Origin of the sequence: Thiobacillus sp. (assembly GCA_024235835.1) — a bacterium.
Taxonomy (GTDB): Bacteria; Pseudomonadota; Gammaproteobacteria; order Burkholderiales; family Thiobacillaceae; genus PFJX01.
The window spans coordinates 46527-64456 of the sequence record JACKLQ010000002.1 but is presented as its reverse complement, the minus strand read 5'-3'; the positions used below and the strand labels follow the sequence as shown (position 1 = coordinate 64456).

At 65.6% G+C, this 17930-nt stretch carries 17 protein-coding genes and 1 riboswitch; of the genes, 5 read left to right on the top strand and 12 right to left on the bottom strand.

What is annotated here, in order from left to right; translation table 11 throughout:
• Window positions 1-3 precede the first annotated feature (3 nt).
• The 6 genes from H6935_08515 to H6935_08490 form a co-directional block, all read right to left on the bottom strand.
• Window positions 4-1236 (bottom strand): ABC transporter permease, encoded by a 1233-nt coding sequence (locus tag H6935_08515; GenBank protein MCP5278392.1) that lies wholly within the window; start codon window positions 1234-1236, stop codon window positions 4-6.
• The gene (locus H6935_08510) at window positions 1233-1949 is read right to left on the bottom strand and encodes an ABC transporter ATP-binding protein (protein ID MCP5278391.1); all 717 of its coding nucleotides are present in this window, start codon (window positions 1947-1949) and stop codon (window positions 1233-1235) included. Before H6935_08510 ends, H6935_08515 begins: the two co-directional genes overlap by 4 nt.
• 20 nt (window positions 1950-1969) lie before the next feature.
• The gene (locus H6935_08505; protein MCP5278390.1) at window positions 1970-3262 is read right to left on the bottom strand and encodes an HlyD family secretion protein; all 1293 of its coding nucleotides are present in this window, start codon (window positions 3260-3262) and stop codon (window positions 1970-1972) included.
• A complete protein-coding gene (locus tag H6935_08500) occupies window positions 3259-4689 on the bottom strand; it encodes a chloride channel protein (protein ID MCP5278389.1) in 1431 nt (476 codons plus the stop codon). The genes H6935_08505 and H6935_08500 overlap by 4 nt, the downstream gene beginning before the upstream one ends.
• 211 nt (window positions 4690-4900) lie before the next feature.
• Window positions 4901-6400 carry a YdiU family protein gene (locus H6935_08495; protein MCP5278388.1) on the bottom strand — a complete coding sequence of 500 codons (1500 nt, stop codon included), beginning with the start codon at window positions 6398-6400 and terminating at the stop codon, window positions 4901-4903.
• 168 nt (window positions 6401-6568) lie between these two features.
• A complete protein-coding gene (locus H6935_08490; protein ID MCP5278387.1) occupies window positions 6569-7063 on the bottom strand; it encodes a heme-binding protein in 495 nt (164 codons plus the stop codon).
• Between the two features lie 379 nt (window positions 7064-7442).
• On the opposite strand from H6935_08490, the gene H6935_08485 reads away from it, so the two are divergent.
• On the top strand, window positions 7443-7925 hold the full coding sequence (locus tag H6935_08485; GenBank protein MCP5278386.1) for a TerB family tellurite resistance protein: 483 nt from the start codon (window positions 7443-7445) through the stop codon (window positions 7923-7925).
• A gap of 284 nt (window positions 7926-8209) precedes the next feature.
• On the top strand, window positions 8210-9418 hold the full coding sequence (locus H6935_08480; GenBank protein ID MCP5278385.1) for a TIGR03862 family flavoprotein: 1209 nt from the start codon (window positions 8210-8212) through the stop codon (window positions 9416-9418).
• A 65-nt stretch (window positions 9419-9483) separates the two neighbouring features.
• Here the strand turns inward: H6935_08480 and H6935_08475 are convergent, their stop codons facing one another.
• The 5 genes from H6935_08475 to thiC all read right to left on the bottom strand — a co-directional run bounded on the left by H6935_08475 (window position 9484) and on the right by thiC (window position 13978).
• Window positions 9484-10539 carry a macro domain-containing protein gene (locus tag H6935_08475; GenBank protein ID MCP5278384.1) on the bottom strand — a complete coding sequence of 352 codons (1056 nt, stop codon included), beginning with the start codon at window positions 10537-10539 and terminating at the stop codon, window positions 9484-9486.
• 2 nt (window positions 10540-10541) lie between these two features.
• Window positions 10542-11225 carry a DUF4433 domain-containing protein gene (locus H6935_08470; GenBank protein MCP5278383.1) on the bottom strand — a complete coding sequence of 228 codons (684 nt, stop codon included), beginning with the start codon at window positions 11223-11225 and terminating at the stop codon, window positions 10542-10544.
• A 68-nt stretch (window positions 11226-11293) separates the two neighbouring features.
• Window positions 11294-11671: a type II toxin-antitoxin system VapC family toxin gene (locus H6935_08465; protein MCP5278382.1), complete on the bottom strand. Its 378-nt coding sequence runs from the start codon at window positions 11669-11671 to the stop codon at window positions 11294-11296.
• A complete protein-coding gene (locus H6935_08460) occupies window positions 11668-11904 on the bottom strand; it encodes a type II toxin-antitoxin system prevent-host-death family antitoxin (protein MCP5278381.1) in 237 nt (78 codons plus the stop codon). The genes H6935_08465 and H6935_08460 overlap by 4 nt, the downstream gene beginning before the upstream one ends.
• 145 nt (window positions 11905-12049) lie before the next feature.
• Window positions 12050-13978, bottom strand: a complete 1929-nt coding sequence (gene thiC / locus H6935_08455) for a phosphomethylpyrimidine synthase ThiC (protein ID MCP5278380.1) — start codon at window positions 13976-13978, stop codon at window positions 12050-12052.
• A gap of 37 nt (window positions 13979-14015) precedes the next feature.
• Window positions 14016-14109, bottom strand: a riboswitch (TPP riboswitch).
• Between the two features lie 59 nt (window positions 14110-14168).
• Between thiC and H6935_08450 the strand changes: the two genes are divergently transcribed.
• The 3 genes from H6935_08450 to H6935_08440 all read left to right on the top strand — a co-directional run bounded on the left by H6935_08450 (window position 14169) and on the right by H6935_08440 (window position 16544).
• The gene (locus tag H6935_08450; protein MCP5278379.1) at window positions 14169-14822 is read left to right on the top strand and encodes a protein-L-isoaspartate O-methyltransferase; all 654 of its coding nucleotides are present in this window, start codon (window positions 14169-14171) and stop codon (window positions 14820-14822) included.
• A gap of 83 nt (window positions 14823-14905) precedes the next feature.
• Window positions 14906-15229 (top strand): sulfurtransferase, encoded by a 324-nt coding sequence (locus tag H6935_08445; GenBank protein ID MCP5278378.1) that lies wholly within the window; start codon window positions 14906-14908, stop codon window positions 15227-15229.
• 7 nt (window positions 15230-15236) lie between these two features.
• Window positions 15237-16544: a TolC family outer membrane protein gene (locus H6935_08440; GenBank protein MCP5278377.1), complete on the top strand. Its 1308-nt coding sequence runs from the start codon at window positions 15237-15239 to the stop codon at window positions 16542-16544.
• A 98-nt stretch (window positions 16545-16642) separates the two neighbouring features.
• Here H6935_08440 and waaA read toward each other — a convergent pair whose 3' ends face one another.
• Window positions 16643-17893 (bottom strand): lipid IV(A) 3-deoxy-D-manno-octulosonic acid transferase, encoded by a 1251-nt coding sequence (waaA, locus tag H6935_08435; GenBank protein MCP5278376.1) that lies wholly within the window; start codon window positions 17891-17893, stop codon window positions 16643-16645.
• Window positions 17894-17930: the final 37 nt, after the last annotated feature.

The following is a 17930-nucleotide window of genomic DNA, read 5'->3' as shown; positions in this document are numbered from 1 at the left end:
GGCTCAATCGTAGCGCAGGGCATCGATGGGGGCCAGGCGAGCTGCCTTGCGAGCCGGGTACCAGCCGAAAAAGATGCCAACGGCGCTGGCGGCGGCCACCGCCAGGAACACGGCATCCGCCTGGATCACGATCACCCATTCCGCCCACTTTTCCAGGGCCAGGCTGCCCCCCAGCCCCAGGGCCACCCCCGCCAGGGCGCCGATGAGGGAGAGGATGATGGCTTCCGCCAGGAACTGGGCCAGGATGTCCCGGGGCCGGGCCCCCACGGCCATGCGGATGCCGATCTCCCGTGTGCGTTCCGTCACCGACACCAGCATGATGTTCATGATGCCGATGCCGCCCACCAGCAGCGACACGGAGGCGATGGCCGCCAGCAGGGCGGAAAGGGCGGTTGAGGCCGCCTGTTCCGCCGCCACGATCTCAGACAGATTGCGGATGTTGAAATCGTCCTCCTTGTCCGGGGCCAGGCGGTGCCGCTGGCGCAGCAACGCCCGGATGCCGGCCTCGGCCTCCAGCATGTCGGTGCCGTCCCGCATCTTCACATTGACGTGGCCCACGGTCCGCAGCCGGCCCAGGGCCTGGCCGATGATGCGGCCCCGGGCTGCGTTGAGGGGAATCAGGACCACGTCGTCCTGGTCCTGGCCCCACTGGTTCTGGCCCTTGGGTGCCAGCAATCCGACGATGGTGAAGGGCACATGCTTGACCCGCAGGGTCTGGCCCGTGGGGTCGGTGCCGCCGAACAGCATGTCCGCCACGGTCTGCCCCACCAGGGCCACCTTGTCGCCCCCGCGCAGTTCGCTCTCGTCGAAACCCCGACCCCGGGCGATGGCCCATTCCCGGGCCGCCAGGTAGTCCGCATCGACGCCGTAGATGACGCTGGACCAGTTCAGGTTGCCGTAAACCAGCTGTCCCGTGCCGCGCAGGGCCGGCGCCACGGCCAGCACCCGGGGGATTTCCTCGCGGATGGCCTGGGCATCGTTCTCCGTGAGGGTGTTGCGGCTGCCGGCGCCCAGGCGCACGCCGCTGGAAGTCACCGTGCCGGGAAAGATCACCAGGGTGTTGGAGCCCAGGCTCTTCAACTGTTCAGCCACCTGGCGCTTGGCCCCCTCGCCCACCGCCAGCATGGTGATCACCGCGCCCACGCCGATGATGATGCCCAGGGTGGTGAGGGCGCTGCGCATCTTGTTGGCCCGCAGGCTTCGCAGGGCCGACAGGCCGGCGTCGGACAGGTTCATGTCGGTGCCTCCCGGGCCGGGCGGTGCTGGGCCAGGGGCTTGTCTTCCACCAGTTTCCCGTCCCGGAACACCAGCATGCGCTTGGCGAAGGCGGCGATGTCCGGCTCATGGGTCACCAGCACGATGGTGATGCCGGCGTCGTTCAACTGCTGGAACAGGGTCATCAGCTCCTGGCTGGTGTGGGTGTCCAGGGCGCCGGTTGGCTCGTCCGCCAGGATCAGGGGCGGCTCGTTCACCAGGGCCCGGGCGATGGCCACCCGCTGCTGCTGGCCGCCGGAGAGCTGGGCAGGACGGTGGTGGGCCCGTTCCGCCAGGCCCACCTGTGTAAGCTTTTCCAGGGCGCGACGGTGCCGTTCCGCCGCCGGCACCCGGGCGTAGACCAGGGGAAGTTCCACGTTCTCCTGGGCGCTGGCCCGGGGCAGCAGGTTGAAATTCTGGAACACGAAACCCATGCGGCGGTTGCGGATGCCCGCCAGGGACTCGGCATCCAGGCCAGTGACCGTTTCACCGTCGAGGAAGTAGCTGCCCTGGTCCGTCACGTCCAGGCAGCCCAGCAGATTCATGAAGGTGGACTTGCCCGAGCCGGAGGGGCCCATGATGGCGACGAACTCGCCATGCTGGATGCTCAGGCTTACCCCTTTGAGGGCGGGAACGACCACCTCGCCCAGGTGATAGGACCTTTCCAGGTTCCTGACTTCGATGAGGGCGGACATGGGGCGGCTGGGAAACGCGATCAGAAACGTCGACCGAAGAGGGGCTTGGCGGGCTTGTCCCCCGGGGCTTCGAGCTTGTTCAGGATGATCTGGGCCCCTTCCCTCACCTCGCCCTGGAGCACTTCGGTGAACTTGCCGTCGGAGACTCCCAGGCGCAGGTTGACGGCGGCGGGGTTGCCGTCGGCGCCCAGGACCCAGACCCGTCCAGGTATGCCGGGACCTTCCTCCCGCTTTCTTACCTCCAGCTTCACGGGCGAACCATCCGGGTTGGTGGGGCGGAAACGCAGGGCTTCGTTGGGCACCCTGAGCACGGCCATGCGCTCCTCGGTAAGTATCCTGCTGCTGGCGGTCATGCCTGGCAACAGCTTCATTTCCGGGTTCTGCACCCGGGCCATGACGCTGAAGGTGACAACGTTGCTGATGGTCTGGGGTGCCTTGCGGATCTGGGTGACGCTGCCCATGAAGCGCTCGCCCGGGTAGGCATCCACGGAAAAGCGCACCTTCTGGCCTTCATGGACCCGGCCCACGTCCGCCTCGTCCACGGCGATGTTCACTTCCATCTCCCGGAGATCACGGGCGATGGTGAAGAGCACCGGGGCCTGAAGGGAGGCGGCCACGGTCTGGCCGGCATCGATGTTGCGGCTCACCACCACCCCGTCCACGGGGGCGCGGATCACGGTGCGATCCAGCTCCAGCCGGGCCTGTTCCAGCTGGGCCTGGCGCTGGCGCACCACGGCCTGGGCGTTGCCAACCTGGGCCTGGGCCGCCTGGATCTCGCTGAGGGCCAGGCGTTCCTGCTCCCGAGCGGTGTCCAGAACCGTCTGGGCGGTGTCCAGTTCGGCGGCGGAAATGAAGCCCTGGGCCACCAGGTCCTGTTTGCGCTTGAAGTTGCGTTCCGCCTCCCCCAGGGACGCCCGGGCCTTGCCCGCCTCGGCCTGGCGCACCGCCAGGGTGCTCCGGGCCACCTCCACCGCGCCCTGGGCGGCGGCCAGGTCCGCCTCCGCCTGGGTGACGCGGCTCTGGAAGGTGGCCGGGTCCAGCCGGGCGATGACCTGGCCCCGCCGAACCGGGGTGTTGAAATCCGCCAGCACCTCCTGGATCTGGCCAGATACCTGGGAACCCACCTGCACGGTGATGAGGGCGGAGAGGGTGCCGCTGGCGGTGACGTTGGCGGACAAAGCGCCCTTTTCCACCTTGCTCAGTTCGTAGCGGGTGCCCTTGTCGGCCTGCTTCCAGGGCTGCCAGAACTGCAGGGCAGCGCTCACTAGGATGACCAGGCCGGCCAGGCCCAGCCAGATTCGACGTGTGCTCATGATGGGTTTTCGTTGCTCGCGGCGGGGGTGGGCGGGGGCGAATTACCAGGGACAGGCTTGGGCGCCACGGGGCGCAGGTATCGGGCGGCCAGGGTTCGATAAAGGGGTGGGCAAAAGGTTCTCGACACGCCGGAGGAGAGCAGGGTCACCACCATCAGGTCCAGCACCAGGCCGTAGCCGCTCACCATCTCCATGACGATGACGAAGGCGGTGATTGGGGTCTGGGTCACGGCCGCCAGGAAGCCCGCCATGCAGAGCAGGTTGGTCATGCCCGGCAGGTAGCCGCCGCCGCCCGCCAGCTCATTCAGGTCGTGGAGGTTCTGGCCCAGGCCGGCGCCCACGGCCAGGGAGGGGGCGAAGATGCCGCCAGGCACCCCGCTGGCGAAGGACACGGCCGTGGCCACGAACTTGTCCAGGCCGAAGTGCCAGGGCATGGGGGCGGAATGGTCCAGCAACTGCTTGGCCTCGTCATAGCCGGTGCCGAAGCTGATGCCGCCGGTGGCGTAACCCAGGGTGGCCAGCACCAGGCCGCAAGCGGCGGCGAAGCGGACGGGATAGGCGCGGCGCCATTCCCCCAGCCGCCCTGGCAGGTCCGTCGTGGCGATGAGCAGGCGGGCGAACAGGCCCCCGGCCACGCCGCACAGCAGGGCCGCCCACAGCAGCATGCCCGGGTTGTGGGGGGCCTCCACCTGGGTGATGTCCAGCCAGCCGAAGTAGGTGTAGTTGCCGAAGTAGGCCTGGGTCACCACGCCGGCGATGACGATGGCTGTGATGATGAGGCCGCTCATGCGGTCCGCCATGCCCCGGCTCAGTTCCTCGATGGCGAACAGGATGCCCGCCAGGGGCGTGTTGAAGGCGGCGGCGATACCGGCCGCGCCGCCGGCGGCCAGCAGGTGGCGGCGGTCCACCTGCAGGCGCCGGGGCAGGCGCTCGCCGATGGCATGCATGAGGCCGGCGCCGATCTGCACCATGGGCCCTTCCCGGCCCATGGAGAAGCCGGAAAACAGGGCGCCCGTGCCCAGGGCGATCTTGGCGAACACGATGCGCAGGGACAGCAGGGGTCGCGGCGGCTTGTGCCGGTCGCCGTGCCGCGCCATCTCCGCCATGACCTGGGGGATGCCGCTGCCCTCCGCGCCCGGGAAGTACTTGCGCGTCAGCCAGACGATGGCCGCGCCGCCCAGGGGGGCGATGATGAAGGGCCAGAAGGGATAGGCCTCGGTGGTCTGGCGCAGGTGATGCACGCCGGCGTCCACCAGCTTGGCGAAGGCCACGCCCAGGAAGCCGATGCCCACGGCGCCGCCCCAGAAGATGAAGCGCCCCAGCCACAGATGGCGGTAGGCCAGCTGCCGGCGGCGCAAGCGGGCCAACTGGTCGCCGGACCAGTCGCGCAGGCGTTTTGCGGGGGGGCTTCTGTCGTCTGCTGACATGAGCGTGTCATTTTAAGACGTGTTCTCGCCGCGAATCCGCAATTTGCCGCCGAGTTTTTATGGGAAGGGCGGAATGAGCATGTGCAGCCATTCCGGCGAAAGCCGGAATCCAGCTCTCCAGGAGCCCGGTTCGCCGGGGTGACGAATCCACCAGCATTTCCCGGCTTACTGATGCCGTGGCCTTGCCGGCCCTCACAGGTCCTTTATGTGATCAGGTACCGCAGAAGGTGCGGAACTCCGCCATGAACTCGCCGGTTGCCGGCTCAGCGTAGCGGACCAGGGCCGGGTCTTCGTCGAAGGGGCGCCGCAAGGCGTTCAGCAACTGCTCGAAAGGCTTCAGATCGCCATCGTCCGAGGCGGCGGCCAGGGCCTCCTCCACGCGATGGTTGCGGGGAATCAGCCACGGGTTCACCCGGCGCATGGCCTGGGCGCGATCCGTGCTTGAAGCCGCCCCCGCATCCTCGGCGGCGCAGCGCTGGCGCCAGCGTTGCAGCCAGCGGTCCAGTCCCGGCTGGCCGGGGAACAAGGCCCGCAGGGGCGCCTCGTTGCCCGCCGCCGCATCCGCCAGCCGCCGCCAGGCCAGGGTGAAGTCCACCTGCTGGGCGTGCAGCAGGTCCAGCCAGCTTTCCCCCAGGGCGGTGTCGGCACTGTCGCCATCGTTTACCTGCCCGCCCAGTCCCAGCTTGGGCCGCAGTCCGGCCAGCCAATGGCGCCGCTGGCGTTCCCGTAGCGTATCGATCACTTCGGTGGCCAACCCAATGGCATGGCCCTCGTTCCCGGCGATCAGGGGCAGCAGGGTCTCTGCCAGGCGGGCCAGGTTCCAGCGGGCGATGCGGGGCTGCTCCTCGTAGGCGTAGCGTCCGCCTTCGTCGATGGAGCTGAACACCGCGCCCGGGTTGTAGGCCTCCATGAAGGCACAGGGTCCGTAGTCGATGGTCTCGCCGGGGATGCCCATGTTGTCCGTGTTCATCACGCCGTGGATGAAGCCCACATGCAGCCACTGGGCGATCAGCGCCGCCTGGCGTTCGGCCACGGCCGCCAGGAAGCCCAGGTAGCGGTTCTCGGTCTCCAGCAATTCCGGGTAATGGCGGGCGATGGCGTAGTCGGCCAACTGCCGCACCATCTCGGTGGTGCCATGGGCCGCGAAATACTGGAAGGTGCCCACGCGCAGATGGCTATCGGCCACGCGGGTGAGGATGGCGCCGGGCAGGGGCCGCTCCCGATACACCGGCTCGCCGGTGGACACCACCGCCAGGGCCCGGGTGGTGGGAATGCCCAGGGCATGCATGGCCTCGCCGATGAGCACCTCCCGCAACATGGGCCCCACCGCCGCCTTGCCGTCGCCCCGGCGGGAAAAGGGCGTGCGCCCCGAACCCTTGAAGGCGATATCCCGCCGTTGGCCCTGGCGGTTGATCACCTCCCCGATCAGCAGCGCCCGGCCGTCCCCCAGCTGGGGGTTGAACTGCCCGAACTGATGCCCCGAATAGGCCTGGGCGATAGGCTGGGCCCCCTCGGGCAACGCGTTGCCGGAGAACATGGCCGCCAACGCAGCGTCGTCCTGGCCGGCCAGGCCCAGTTGCAGTTCCTCCGCCAGGCCCCGGTTGAAGAACAGCAGCACCGGCGCCTGCGCCTTCGCGGGCTGGCAAGCTTCGTAGAAGCCCGGCAGGTCCCGGGCGTAGGTGTTGTCGAAGGGGATGGCGAGGGTCGGCATGGTGGGTCCCGGTTCCGGGAAAAGAGAAGCGCTTGGCGGACAGGAAGGAACTTAGGGCCGGGCGTGGGGAAATTCCACCCCATCGCCATCAGGGGAACGCCCCCTGGTACCTGTCCTCGCAAGGAAAAGCCCGGGATGTCCCCCAACCCCGGCCCGGCCGGACGACTCCTAGAACTCTACAGGGAAGTCGAGCCGCTCCTGGTGCTTGCTCAGGGACGCCAAGGCACAGCGTTCGTTGTTGCGCGGGCCCGGCGCGCCGGCCACCGCCAGGGCGCCGATCGTCACCCCGGCATACTTGATCGGCACGCCGCCCTCGATCAACAGCAGACTGGCCACGTTGTTCAACTCCATGGCCACGTCCGGGCGGTTGGTAAGCAGGTCGGCCGTGGATACGCCGGACAGGATCACCGCCTCCGCCTTGCGCCGGGCGATCTCCAGGGTGTGACGGGGGGCCAGGGTATCGCGCAGCGCGGCCTGGACGTCCCCGCTCTTGCCGACCACCACCACCGACACCTGCCAGCCATGGTCCCTGCACACCTCGATGGCCCCCTGGGTCAGGTCCCGTGCCAATTCCATGCCGATGGTCGGAATGGAGGCCATGTCGACGGCGGACACGGGCACGCCTGTGAGCAATATCGCGAGACCTGCAAGCACTCTTTTCATGGCATGCCCTCCTCGATGTCGTTGATGTAATCAGGGGCCGACTTGCTGTGGATTATGGAGTATTAGCCGAGGGGAGCGGCTTTGGCCAGTGCCATTCCAGCAGCGTTTCAGATGGCTGGTGATACGTTCGCCGGAACAGGTGGTATCAAGGGGGGGGCGGTGTGAGGCATTGGCCGGTACACGTTTCAGGAGGGCGTGAGCGGTTGGCTGACGGGAAGGCACTTGGGGCCCGAAGCGTCGAAATGCCACCTTGCCGTGAGCAGGAGAACACCGTGCATGCGCCTCATGTACAAGAAATACCGTGGCTTGCCCCGGTTCACCGTTAATTGCATGCGCCGAGTTGAGCGGAACTAATCGCCACAAAAAACGCCAACGTGGAATGTTCGACATCATTCAAAACAAGCTGCGCGACATCATGGAGCGCATCGCACCCAGCCCCGAGGCCCGACCGCGCCAGGAAACGGTCGCTGTCCAGCAAGCCTGCTGCCAGTTGTTGATGGAGGCGGCCCGGCTCGAAGAGGCAAACGGCCAACAGAAACGAAAGCTCGTCGCCCAGGTGATGCGGGACCAATTCGACATGCCGGAGGCCGAAGTCGCGGCCATGATCGAAGCCGCCACCCGCCGGGAGAACCTGCCCACCTCCTACTTCGATGCGGTGAAACTGATCAACAGCCGTTTCGATCTTGCCCGCAAGGTGCATTTCGTCGAACAGCTATGGCGGGTCGCCATGGTGGACGGCGACATCGACATGTACGAAGTCCACCTGGTGCGCAAGCTGGCCGACCTGCTGTACGTCCCCCACAACGACTTCATCCTGGCCAAGAACCGGGTGCGAGCGAGTGTTGAAACGCAAGTAGGTTGATGATTGCCAAACGCCTGGGGGCGTGTCGGCTGGCAACCGTGATCTTTCCGTATGGCCTTGTTTGTCCCGCGCACTGATGTTTGGGAAGTGGGGCCTCGGGCCGTGCAGATTCAACCGGACGGAATCCGGGGCGAACTGAACATCTCCCAGGCGGGGCATTGGGTGGGGTATCGGTGGCCCGGGATCGCCAGCACAATCACGGCCTATTCGTCTGTCCTGATGCATGTCATGCCCCTTTCAGCACTCATTGCCATGTCCTCCATCCGCCCGCTCAAGGCTGCCCGATGAAGCATCGCGTCGCGGTCATCGGTGGTGGTCCGGCGGGCTTGATGGCGGCGGAAACCCTGTTGGCGGGGGGTGTGGCCGTGGACCTCTACGACCGCATGCCTTCCCTGGGGCGCAAGTTCCTGCTGGCGGGCCGAGGGGGGCTCAACCTCACCCATTCCGAACCCCTGCCGGACCTTCTGGCCCGCTACGGTCTGCGCCAACCTGAGTTGGAACCCCTGATCCGGGACTTCGGCCCCTCAGACCTGCGGGCCTGGGCAGCCGGGCTGGGGGTGGAGACCTTCGTCGGCACCTCCGGCCGGGTGTTTCCCACGGAGATGAAGGCCGCGCCCCTGTTGCGGGCCTGGTTGCACCGGCTGCGCGAGGCGGGGCTCCAGGTCCACGTAGGGCACCGCTGGCTGGGCTGGACGGACGCGGGTCCCACCACGCTGCGTTTCGCCACGGCGGAGGGCGAAAAGATCGTTCAGGCCGACGCCCTGGTGCTGGCCCTGGGGGGCGGAAGCTGGTCCAAATTCGGTTCCGATGGGGCCTGGGTACCCCTGCTGGCAGCCCAGGGGGTGAACGTGGCCCCTTTGCGGCCCGCCAACTGCGGTTTCGACGTGGCCTGGAGCGCCCACTTCCGCGAACGCTTCGCCGGCCAGCCGGTGAAGCCGGTGGTGCTGGCCTGGGGCGATGCAAGGCGTCAGGGGGAATTCGTCGTCACCGAAACCGGGGTGGAAGGCAGCCTCATCTACGCCTTTTCCGCGCAGCTGCGGGATGCCATTGCCGCCGGGGGCCAGGCCGTCATCCACTTGGACTTGATGCCCGACTGGACTCGGGAACGATTGGAAACCGAGATCGCCCGGCCACGGGGCGCTCGATCCCTCTCCAGCCATCTGCAAAGCCGGCTGGGGCTCAAGGGCCTGAAGGCCGGGTTGCTACGGGAGGTCTTATCCGCCGAAGCCTTGCAGGATGCCGGCCGGTTGGCTGAGACCCTCAAGGCCCTGCCCCTCACCCTGACGGCCCCCCGGCCCCTGGAAGAGGCCATCAGCAGCGCCGGCGGGGTGGATTTCGCGGACCTGGACGCGAACCTCATGCTCAAGGCCCTGCCCGGGGTGTTCTGCGCCGGGGAGATGCTGGACTGGGAGGCCCCCACCGGCGGTTACCTGCTCACAGCCTGTTTCGCCAGTGCCAGAAGAGCTGCCCAGGGGGTTCTGGCTTGGCTTTGAAGATGTAGTTGGATGCCGATACAACGGCCGAACCGACCAAGCATACGCGCTTGGACCCTTTGATTCTACCCTTTGAATCCTGGCAACCATCCCTCTGAGGAGAGTCTTTCCCAGGCCACGGCAATGTGTTCAGCATGCATCAGGGCTCGCTTGCGGGGATTCCACCCATGTATGGCAGAAATTACCTCATCAATTGATTGACGCTTCCCCTCGTGTGTCGTGACCCAATGCACAGTGGCCAGAAGTTCCATGCCGTATGAAGACTGAAACCCCTCGATCAGCCGGCCGACTCGCTCAATCCTCCTAGCCAGTTCCACATGGTCTTGCCGACTCACGAATTCATCCGCCTCTGACAGCGCGTCCGGCAATGGCTCGATTTCAGCATCCACCACACCATCCCCCAAGCCCCGGATGAAATGCCCTTCCATTCGGTTCAGGGCATGGCGCAATTCATCGGAATAGGGGCCGTAATGATGTTTGGAGAAGTTCAATTTCAGGGGCTCGCCCGCCTCCTGAAGGAAATAGGCTAGTTTCTGAGCCTCTATTTTTGACAGCCCGTAATTGAGTTCCCGATAGGTTTCCAACAACTTGAGAATGGCCGCCCGGCCCGGCGTCATGCGCGGGCGCTCGGTACGCACCTCCATGGATTTTGGGTCCGGTGCTCCCGCAGGCTCAAACAACCGAACCTCCACATCTGGCAATGAAGCAAACGCCGACTCGATCATAGGGCGCACCGCCTCCCAATCCAATCCGCCATTGCCGCAGCCCAGGGGGGGGATGGAGATGGATTGAATGCCAAGCCGACGCACCTGACGAACGAGGTCGACCAAGCCGTCGCGGATGAACTCGATCTTCGACTTGCCGCGCCAATGGTCCTTGGTGGGGAAATTGATTATGAAATTCGGCTTCACCAACCCCCCTGTGTCGTGGATGAACATGCTCCCCGGGCGCACCTCCTTGGCTTTGCATGCGGAGTCGTAGGCACGAAAATTCGCCGGCCACTTGTTCTTGAATTGCAAGGCGATGCCCTTGCCCATGACCCCCACGCAATTCACCGTGTTGACGATGGCATCCACGTCATCCTGCTTCAGCAGATCGCCCCGCATCAGTTTGGTCGCCATGTTCATTGCCCCAGAAAATACCAATCGCACTTCACTTCCACCGGCAATATCACCCCTACTGTTTTCAATATGGCACGGACCTCAGCTGCCTTGTCGGCATTGAGCACTCCGATCCGGGTGAATGCCGTCAAAGGCACCCGATCCTTGACCAGAAATTCCGCCTGCCGCCGCTCCATGCGGTCCGTATAGTGCGCGGAATCGGGACGGTTTTGCCAGTACTTGCAAAACCCGTCCAGGGTCGGGGCCTCGGTAATCAGATTCCAGGCGATGGCTTCACCCAACTGGCCCAAGTCCGTATAAGGCTTGCTGAAAGCCAGGGTAGCATTGCGGTCATAGAACACGAACGGGGAGCCTCCCGCCAAGGCCTTCTCCACTGTCGTTTCGAGGTGAACGATATCCGCCTGGCGCAAATCACAACCCGCGACGCGTCCGCCGTTGATGGCGTACAGCATCGGTGACCTCGGCGCGAAGTAGAAGGGCACGAAGTCATGCATCAAGCCTCCCGGCGGATTGGGTACATTCCGCTGGGATCGCGCGCCTTGGGCACCCTGATGGGCAATGTTCTGGTAATTGATCCCCGCCGAAGCACCCGCGTTCTTACATAGCAAAGCACCACCGGCGCAGATGTCCGGCAGGTTGGCTATGGCTGTGATGTGAAAAAGACGGACGGGATTGGGGCAAGGCATGGCTCAGTTTTCCACAGGTGTGGCTGACTTGGATTCACTAGTGGGGCAGATCACGGTTTCCCCATGGTTCAGACCAAAATCACCGTATCTGAATAGTCCGCGACCATTGCATCCGCCGTCACCAGCCGCAAAGGCTCGGCAAGAGCCTGGGCTACCAGGATACGGTCGAATGGGTCTTTGTGCCTCCAAGGCAGGCCGGCCAATACTTCGGCATGGATTCCAGTTACAGGCAGTTCCTCGAACCCGCTTTTCACCACCGCGGCACGAATCTGCGGGATGGACACGTCGATCTTCCCTTGGCTGATTTTGATGGCCAGCTCCAGATAGGACGCTGCGCTTACCGTGACCGTGTTGGCGGGGTCGAGAATCAGGGCTTCCGCCTTGCCCAGGCGGCGGTCCCCGGCCAGGGCCCAGAGGAGGATATGGGTGTCGAGCAGCAGCCTCACGGCTCGATACCGAAGTCCCGTAGGACGTCATCCGGCAGGGGGGCGTCGAAATCGTCCGGGATCGTGAACTTGCCTTTGAGCAGGCCGAGTTTCCTCGGTTTGTCGGACGGCAAGGCGACGATGCGCGCCACGGGGCGGCCGGCCTTGGCGATGATGATTTCCTCGCCTTCCGCAGCCTCCTCGACCAGGCGCGACAGATGGGTCTTGGCTTCATGGATGTTGACGGAATGCATGATAGCGGCCTGAAGTATGTTGTCCGGTTAGCTTAGTTCAACTTAGTTTAATTAAGCAAGCCGCCCATCATTTGTTCATCGCTCAAAACAACGACGGCCCGGCTGCCATGGAGCAGCCGGGCCGTCGCAGGGAAGGTGGGTAGATTCAGACCTTCCGATAAACCTCCGCCCCCTGCTTCACGAACTCGATGGATTTCTCCTCCATCCCCTTCTCCAAGGCCTCGCCTTCCTTGAGACCGTGGCTGGCGGCGTAGTCCCTCACGTCCTGGGTGATCTTCATGGAGCAGAAGTGGGGGCCGCACATGGAGCAGAAATGGGCCACCTTGGCGGATTCCTTGGGCAGGGTCTCGTCATGGAATTCCCGGGCCTTGTCCGGGTCCAGGCCCAGGTTGAACTGGTCTTCCCAGCGGAACTCGAAGCGGGCCTTGCTCAGGGCGTTGTCGCGGATTTGCGCGCCGGGGTGGCCCTTGGCCAGGTCGGCGGCGTGGGCGGCCAGCTTGTAGGTGATGATGCCTTCCTTCACGTCGTCCTTGTCCGGCAAGCCCAGGTGCTCCTTGGGGGTGACATAGCAGAGCATGGCGGTGCCGTACCAGCCGATCATCGCCGCGCCGATGCCGCTGGTGATGTGGTCGTAGCCGGGGGCGATGTCGGTGGTGAGGGGGCCCAGGGTGTAGAAGGGGGCCTCGTCGCACCATTCCAGTTGCAGGTCCATGTTCTCCTTGATGAGCTGCATGGGCACGTGGCCGGGGCCTTCGATCATGACCTGCACGTCATGCTTCCAAGCGATCTGGGTGAGCTCGCCCAGGGTCTTGAGTTCGCCCAGCTGGGCCTCGTCGTTGGCGTCGTAGATGGAGCCGGGGCGCAGGCCGTCGCCCAGGCTGAAGGCCACGTCGTAGGCCTTCATGATTTCGCAGATGTCCTCGAAGTGGGTGTAGAGGAACGACTCTTTATGATGGGCCAGGCACCACTTGGCCATGATGGAGCCGCCCCGGCTGACGATGCCGGTCATGCGGTTGGCGGTCATGGGCACGTAGCGCAGCAGCACGCCGGCGTGGATGGTGAAGTAGTCCACCCCCTGTTCCGCCTGCTCGATGAGGGTGTCGCGGAACATCTCCCAGGTGAGTTCCTCGGCCTTGCCGTTCACCTTCTCCAGGGCCTGGTAGATGGGCACGGTGCCGATGGGCACGGGGGAGTTGCGGATGATCCATTCCCGGGTCTCGTGGATGTTCTTGCCGGTGGACAGGTCCATGACCGTGTCGCCGCCCCAGCGGATGGCCCAGGTCATCTTGTCCACTTCCTCGCTGATGGAGGAACCCAGGGCGGAGTTGCCGATGTTGGCGTTGATCTTCACCAGGAAATTGCGGCCGATGATCATGGGCTCGGTTTCCGGGTGGTTGATGTTGGCGGGGATGATGGCCCGGCCCCGGGCCACTTCGTCGCGCACGAACTCGGGGGTGATTTCATTGGGGATGGCCGCGCCGAAGCTCTGGCCCGGGTGCTGGCGGCCCATGAGATCGGCCAGCCTGGCGCCCTTGGGGCCGGAGGCCCGCAGTTGTTCCAGGTATTCCTGGCGGCGCAGGTTCTCGCGGATGGCGATGTATTCCATCTCCGGGGTGATGATGCCCTTCTTCGCGTAGTGCATCTGGCTCACGTTCATGCCTGGCTTGGCACGGCGGGGCTTGCGGTGCAGACCGGGGAAGCGCAGCTCGGCCAGGTCCGCCATGCCGGCACGGCGCAGGCCGTATTCGGAGCTCAGGCCGGGCAGCACCTCGGTGTCGCCCCGTTCCTCGATCCACTGCTGGCGCAGGGCGGGCAGGCCCTGGCGGATGTCGATCCTGGCCGCCGGGTCCGTGTAGGCGCCGGAGCAGTCGTACACGTAGATGGGCGGGTTCTGCTCGCCCCCCATGCCGGTGGGGGTGTCCGCCTGGGAGATTTCCCGCATGGGCACCTGGATGTCCGGCCGGCTGCCCTGCACGTAGATCTTCTTCGAGTTGGGCAGGGGCTGGATGGCGGCCTCGTCCACGTGGGCGGTGGCGGCGAGGAATGTACCCAACTGCTGGGGATTGGCGTTCATGTCTGCACTCCTGGGTGGCGGTGGGAGTGCGGCGGAGGGGAAGTCCAGCGCGCCTCCCTACGCCGGGATGATCCGGATCAGGTTCGAAGGGTATTTCTCACTCCCATACGGGGAGACCCCTGGCTGAGGCCAAGGTAATGAACTTGGGGCATAATTGCAAGTCGCTCAGTCACTTACCAATAGCCAGATCATGGATATCGAACAAGCCCGCTTCAACATGGTGGAACAGCAGATTCGTCCCTGGGAGGTGCTGGATCCCAAGGTGCTGGACCTGCTCTTCAAGGTGAGGCGGGAGGACTTTGTACCCCCGGTGTACCAGTCCCTGGCTTTCGTGGACATGGAGATTCCCCTGGGCCACGGTGAAACCATGTGGGCCCCCCGGGTGGAGGCCCGTGCCCTGCAGTCCCTGCAGGTGCAGCGCCACGAGCGTGTGCTGGAAGTGGGCACGGGCAGCGGCTATCTCTCCGCCTTGCTGGCGGCCCAGGCCGGTGTGGTGGTGACGGTGGAACTCCATGCCGACCTGAAAACTGAAGCCGAGCGCAAGTTCCAGGCCCATGGCCTGGCCAATATCCAGACCCGCCAGGGCGATGCGGCCCGGGACTGGGAATCGGACGGCCAGTTCGATGTCATCGTCCTCACTGGTTCCACGCCCCTGCTGCCCGAGACCTACCTCAAGCGCCTGAACCCTGGCGGCCGCCTGTTCGCCATCGTCGGCGAGGCCCCGGTGATGAGCGCCCAGCTGGTGACCTGCGTCAGCAGCGGCTCCTACCGCACCGACAGCCTGTTCGAGACAGTGGTGAAGCCCCTGGTGAACGCCCTGGAGCCGGAGCGTTTCACCTTCTGATATGGGACGGCCTCCCATGCTCGCTCCGCTCGCTGCCCCCTTAGGGGTGTCAATACGCCTGGGGCGGCCCTGCACGTACTGACATGCGCCAGATTCGGCCCATCGAATTGAAACAATGGCTGGACGATCCGCAGCGGCAACCGCCGTTGTTGCTGGACGTGCGGGAACTCTGGGAATTCGAGCGCTGCCATATCCCTGACGCCAGGCTGGTGCCCATGGGCAGTGTGCCCGCCCACCTGACGGAACTGGACACGGAAAGGGAGACGGTGGTGATCTGTCATCACGGCGTGCGCAGTTACCACGTGGCCCGCTTCCTGGAACACAACGGATTCAGGAATGTGATCAACCTGAGCGGAGGCGTGGATGCCTGGGCCAAGGAAGTGGACCCCTCCATGCCCTTTTATTGAGAAGAACATGCGCCCGACCGCCTTATTCCTTGCACTGAACCTTGCCAGCGTCCTGGCCATGGGCCAGGCCATCGCCGCCAACCTGAGCGACATCTATCAGTTGGCCAAGGAAAACGATGCCATCTATGCCTCGGCCCGCCAGGCCTACCTGGCCGGCCAGGAGGCCCTGCCCCAGGGCAAGGCCCTGCTGCGCCCCACCATCAGCCTGTCCGGCTACCTGCGCCAGAACGACGTGGAGACTTCCACCACCAGCCGGGACTACAGTACCCGGGGCTATGGCCTGAGCTTGAGCCAGCCCCTCTACCGCAAGCAGAACCTGGAAGGCTACGAACAGGCCAAGCTGTCTGCGCTGCTGGCGGAACAGCAGTTGGGCCTGGCGGATCAGGATCTGTTGCTGCGGGTGGCTCAGGCCTATTTCGACGCGCTCCTGGCCCAGGACAACCTGGCCACGGCCCAGTCCCAGAAGCAGGCCCTGGTGGAACAGTTGGCCCAGGCGAAGAAAAGCTTCGAGGTGGGGGTGGCCACCATCGTCGATACCCATGAAGCCCAGGCCCGCTATGACCTGGCCACTTCCCAGGAGATTGCTGCCCAGAACAACCTGGAGGTGGCGCGCCGCGCCCTGGAGAGGCTCATCGCCCGGCAGGCTCCGGCCCTGGATGCACTGGATGCCGCCAGCAGGATTCCCCTGCCCGCGCCCAACGACATGGACGCCTGGGTGAAGCAGGCGGAGGACAACAACCTGTCCGTGGTCGCCAGCCAGACGGCACTGGAATCCGCCCGCCGGGAAGTGGAGCGCCAGCGGGGCGGACACCACCCCACCCTGGACCTCACCGCCAGCTACAGCGACAACCGCAACGCCAGCACCGGCCTGGCCACCACCAATACCCAGAGCGCCGTCCTCGGGGTGGAACTGGGCTGGGTGCTCTACCAGGGCGGGGCCATCACATCCCGCGTCCGGCAGGCCATCGCCAACCAGGAAAAGGCCCGCTACGACCTGGACAACGCCCGCCGCCAGAGTGCCCTGGGTGCACGCCAGTCCTTCCTGGGCGTGGTTTCCGGCGATGCCCAGGTGAAGGCCCTGGAGCAGGCCCTGGTGTCCAGCGAATCCCAGCTGAAGTCCACCAAGCTGGGTCTGGAGGTGGGGGTGCGCACCCGGGTGGACGTGCTGAACGCCCAGCAACTGGTGTTCTCCACCCAGCGGGACCTGGCCTCGGCCCGCTATCAGACCTTGTTGTCCGGCCTGCAGTTGAAGGCCGCTGCAGGCACCCTGAGCATGGATGACCTCCAGTCCCTGGACGCCCTGCTGAAGAAGTAGGCCGCCGGGCGTTTGGCCCGGTGGAGCGTGGCGGGTCCGGGAGAGTTCTCCCGTCTTCATTGCAGTGCCCCGGATTCGGCTTGACCGCCTCCTCCAGGCTAGGCAACCAGTGCCTTCTCGATCAGGGCCAGGATGCGCGCAGTGGCGCCCCGGTTGGCCTGGGCGAAGGCCTTGCCCGCCTCGGTCATCCGTTGACGCGCCTGGGCGTCGTCATGGAGTTCCAGCATCGCCTTGCGCAATTCCGTCCCATCCGCCACCCGCCGGGCCGCGCCCCAGGCCACTGCCTGCTCCGCAGCTTCGAGGAAGTTCCAGGTGTGGGGGCCGATGAGGGCCGGGCAACCTGCCGCCGCGGGCTCGATCATGCTTTGGCCCCCCAGGGGCAGCAGGCTGCCGCCCACATAGCAGAGATCGGCGGCGGCGTAGTAGGCGTCCATCTCGCCCATGCTGTCCCCCAGGAATACACGGGTTTCCGATGTGGCGGCGCCACCGCCGCTGCGCCGCACGAAGGACAGGCCACGATCCCGCAACAGAACCGCCACCTCGTCGAATCTCTGGGGGTGGCGGGGCACGATGACCAACAGCAGGCCGGGTAGGCCCAGGTCTCCCAGGACGTCCAGCAGCAGGGCTTCCTCCCCTTCCCGGGTGCTGGCACAGAGGAAGACGAAGCGGCCCGAGTACAGGTTGCGCAGGTCTGCCGCCCGGGCCTGGGTGTCACCGGGAGGATTCACGTCGAATTTCACATTGCCCGTGACCTCGACGTTCGTCGCCCCCAGACCTTCCAGGCGTTCCGCATCCGCTGCCGACTGGGCGGCGATGGCCGCCAGATTCCCCAGGGCCATGCGGGCCAGGCCGGCGAAACGCAGGTAGCCCCGGGCCGAGCGGTCCGATAGCCGGGCGTTGGCCAGGAGCAGGGGGATGCCCCGGTGGCGGCAGGCACTGAACAGGTTGGGCCAGACCTCCGTTTCCATGATCAGGCCCAGGCGGGGCCGGGTGCGGCGCAGGAACAGCCATACCAGCAGGGGGAAGTCGTAGGGCAGATAGGTCTGGCGCACGCCGTCGCCGAATAACTCCCGGCCTGTGGCCCGGCCGGTGGGGGTGGCGTGGGTGAGCAGGAGGACGTGGTCGGGGTAACGTTCCTGCAGCGCTGCGATCACCGGCGCCGCGGCCCTGGTCTCGCCCACCGACACCGCGTGGACCCAGAGGACGCGGCTCGTGGCCAGGTCGGGCGCCCAGCCCAGCCGTTCGGTCCAATGGCGGCGGTACTCGGGCTGCCGTCGACTGCGCCAGAGGAGGTACAGGAAGGCAATGGGCAGGGCCATTAGCCAGGCCAGGGAATAGAACACACGCATGCGCGGATTCTAGCCGCTGCTAGAATCCAGCGATCTT